The 3,640-nt window shown below is 63.7% G+C and carries 1 protein-coding gene and 2 pseudogenes; 2 read left to right on the plus strand and 1 reads right to left on the minus strand.

Annotation, left to right across the window (positions count from 1 at the left end; all coding sequences use genetic code 11):
* Positions 1-679: pseudogene (locus AHiyo1_RS14060) on the minus strand (LysR family transcriptional regulator); the annotation flags it as partial.
* Positions 680-835: 156 nt separating this feature from the next.
* On the opposite strand from AHiyo1_RS14060, the gene AHiyo1_RS14065 reads away from it, so the two are divergent.
* Positions 836-2,140 carry an aromatic ring-hydroxylating oxygenase subunit alpha gene (locus AHiyo1_RS14065; protein WP_059388985.1) on the plus strand — a complete coding sequence of 435 codons (1,305 nt, stop codon included), beginning with the start codon at positions 836-838 and terminating at the stop codon, positions 2,138-2,140.
* Positions 2,137-3,550: pseudogene (locus AHiyo1_RS14070) on the plus strand (ferredoxin reductase). Before AHiyo1_RS14065 ends, AHiyo1_RS14070 begins: the two are co-directional and overlap by 4 nt.
* The last annotated feature ends 90 nt before the right edge of the window (positions 3,551-3,640 follow it).

Consider the following 3,640-nt stretch of genomic DNA (forward strand, 5'->3'; position numbering starts at 1 on the left):
GCCGTCATGGGCAATCCGCGGCGTCACCCCGACTGCCGTGAACGCCGCGGTGAACAGGGAATGTAGGTGGATCCGGCAGCTCGGTGATCCAGGGTTCCGACGCCAGCTCTTCGAGCGTGACCTTTTCCCGCGATGCCAACGGATGGCTGGAAGGAATGATCACGTCCAATGGATCGTCGAGCAGAACGGTTTGCTCGAAGCGCGGATCGTCCTCAACATAGGTGTCGGACTGCATGGCGACGATGACCGCGATGTCGATCCGCTCGGCAACCAACAAGTCGAAGCAGCGGGCCGGGTTGGCCTCCAGCACCTGCACCTCCAGCGACGGGTGTGTTGAGCGCAAGGTGGCGGCCAGCGGCGCGAGCAACTGGGCGGCCGCGGTGGAGAATCCGCCGAGTCCAAAACGCGCGGGTATCTGCTCGCCGGCCTCCATGGCCGCAGCGCGCAGGTTCTCCCATTCGGCAATGAGGGTGTCCGAGCCCGCCACGAGAAAACGGCCTGTGGCGGTCAGCCGCACACCCCGGCCGTCCTTCGTCAGCAGCTGCATTCCAAGCACGCGCTGGAACTCCCGTAATTGCGCGGAGACGGCGGAGGGAGAATAGCCCGTGAGCTCTGCGGTTGCGCCAATGGTGCCGCACTGGGCAAACACCCGAAGTGTTATGAGCCGTGGATCGATCATGCATCTATTGTGCACTGTTATCTCCACAATCCTGCGCTTTTGTTGCAGATCGATCGGCTCTAATCTCATGAATAAAACGTTCGACAACGGCGATTGCACCCACCAACGCCGGTCTCGATGGATCGCCCCCTACCTAGCCCTCCCGGGAGGAAACACATGTCTGCTCCAGTGAACGCGCCCCTCAATTCACGCCGAAAACTCGCTTCGTCATTGCCTGCCGAACAGTTGGCGGAAATCACCGAGTTGTTCGAGTTCCGGCGCGTGGGGTATTCCCTCAACGCCCCCTTCTACACCGATCCGACGATTTTCAAGATCGACATGGAGGCCATTTTTGGCCAGCACTGGATCTATGCCGCCAGCATCGCCGAACTGCCGGAGCCGGGCGACTACGTCACCGTCGACTACGGTCCCTACTCCCTGATCGTGCTGCGCAACGACGACGGCGGCGTGAACGTCCTGCACAACGTGTGCCGCCACCGCGGCGCCCGCGTCCTGACCGAGCCCGCGGGGTCAACGGGAAACCTGGTGTGCGGCTATCACTCCTGGACCTACTCTCCCGAAGGCAATTTGATCCATGCCTCGGCGCCGGGGGAAACCAAGTTCGACAAGGGCTGCTTCGGCCTCAAGCGCGCCCACAGCCGCATGGTCGCCGGACTCATCTTCGTCTGCATTGCCGACGAACCGCCAACCGACTTCGACGAAACCTCAAAGATCTTCGAGCCCTACCTCGCGCCGCACGATCTGTCGAAGACTAAAGTCGCCTACCAGCAGAACATCATCGAGGAGGGCAACTGGAAGCTCGTCATGGAGAACAACCGTGAGTGCTACCACTGCGACGGCCACCCCGAGCTTGCCTGTTCCCTCTTTCCCACCTGGGGTCTGACGGAGGGCCTGATCCCGGCCCATCTCGAAGAGGTGTGGGACCGCAACAAGGAAGCACAGTCCTCGCTCGAGGAGCGTTGCCGCCGCTATGGCCTTCCCTACGAGGTGGTCGAGGAGCTCGACACCCGCATCGCGGGAATCCGTATCTCACGTGAATCGCTCGACGGAGAGGGCGAATCGTTCTCGGCCGACGGGCGCAGGCTCTCCAAGAAGCTGCTCGGCGACTTGCGGGACTTCCGCCTTGGCCGCTGCTCGATGCACCTGCAGCCCAACAGCTGGTTCCACTTCCAGAGCGACCACGTCATCACGTTCGCCGTCTTCCCCATCAACGAACACCAGACACTGGTACGCACCACCTGGCTGGTGGCTGACGACGCCGAGGAAGGCGTCGACTACGACCTGGAGAAGCTCACCTACACCTGGAAGCAGACCAATCTGCAGGACAAGGAGTTCGTGGAGCTATGCCAGAAGGGCGCCGGCAGCCCCGCCTACGAACCCGGCCCGTACATGAAGAGCGAATACCAGGTGGAGGCGTTCATCAACTGGTACGTGCAGCGCGTGCAGGAGCACCTGGCATGATCGAACTCGGCACTGAGACGGCCGTCCAGGAACCACAGCGCATTCGCGGTCTTGAGATGCCGTGGAACAGGGTCATGGGCAGCACCGAGGGACCCGCAAGCGCCGCCCGCGCATTGGGCCCCTGGCATCCGCAGGAGTTCTTGGCCGAATGCGTCGAGACCGTTCCCGAGGTGGGCGGCATGATGACCTTCGTGTTTCGCCGCTGCGATGGTGCGCCGCTGGCGTTCCGTCCGGGCCAGTACGTGAACGTCGCCTTTCCCGTGAAGCGCGGACCAGGACGCGGTGGACCGCAGCTACTCGCTGTCCAGTTCGCCCACCAAGCCGTGGACCTTCGACATCACAGTCAAATGCGACCCCACGGGACAGGTCTCGCCGTGGGTGCACCAGAACGTCAAACCCGGCACCGTCCTCGACATGCTCGGACCAGTCGGGGCATTCCACCTGCCCGACGCCGACCGGCGGGCACGGTACCTGTTCCTGGCCGCCGGCGCTGGCATCACCCCCATCATGTCGATGGTGCGGACCATCCACTCGCTGCCCGGACAAGCCGATGTCGTGGTGCTCTACCACGGGGCGGCGGCCGGAGACTTTGCCTTCCACCAGGAGCTGGCCTACATCGCCTCCGTGGACTCGCGGGTCAAGGTCTTCTACTCCCTGGGCGACCGCAGCAAACCCGAGGGCTGGGAAGGGCTCACCGGAAGGCTGACGGCGGCCATGCTCGACGAGGTGGCTCCCGACGCCAACGGCCGCCAAGTCTACGCCTGCGGCCCCGAGGGTTACCTGAACACAGCCACCGAGCTCCTCAAGAAGGTCGGCGTCGACGACACCTCCATCTACATGGAATTCTTCTCGGGAGATCGCCAGACGCTCCTTGAATACCAGGCGGAGCTCGCGTTTGCAGTGGACATTGCGGAGGAAATAGCCGAGGAAATAGCCGATTCCGCCGAGGACTACTACGAAAGCCAGCCCACCGCGTTCGGGCTCTACGAGCCGGGCTACGACGCCGATGGAACCCTGCAGGCCACGGGCCTGCCGCTGGAAACCGTCGACCCTGACGTTCCCGGTCCCGAAGCCCCCGACGGCAGTCCGGACGTGGGACCGCAGGCCGGGTCCTCCGATGCCTCGAGCTTCGACACGGTCGGAACGGGAAGCCTCACCCTGTCCTTCATGCGCACCGGCATTAACGTGCGCATCGACCCCTCCGAACACATCCTCGAGGTGGCGCAGCGTGCCGGCGTCAGGATCGGAGCGAACTGCAAAGAGGGCATGTGCGGCTCCTGCAAGGTCGTCAAGCTCTCCGGGGAGGTCGACATGAACCACCAGGGCGGGATTCGGGCACGGGAAATCGAGGCAGGCAAGTTCCTGCCCTGCTGCTCCACAGCACGAACCGATTTGGTGATCGATGCCTAGCAGCTTCCAGCTGCCGGACCTCACGGAAGACCCGGCGCTCCTAGGGGGCCAGTTCGCCCGCCCGCGTCCACCCGAGGGCCTCGTACCGGT

Source organism: Arthrobacter sp. Hiyo1, assembly GCF_001263615.2.
Lineage (GTDB): Bacteria > Actinomycetota > Actinomycetes > Actinomycetales > Micrococcaceae > Arthrobacter.

What these genes read in the sequence shown, in the direction of transcription:
- AHiyo1_RS14065 (WP_059388985.1), top strand. Translation starts at nt 836, where the DNA reads ATGTCTGCTCCAGTGAACGCGCCCCTCAATTCACGCCGAAAACTCGCT.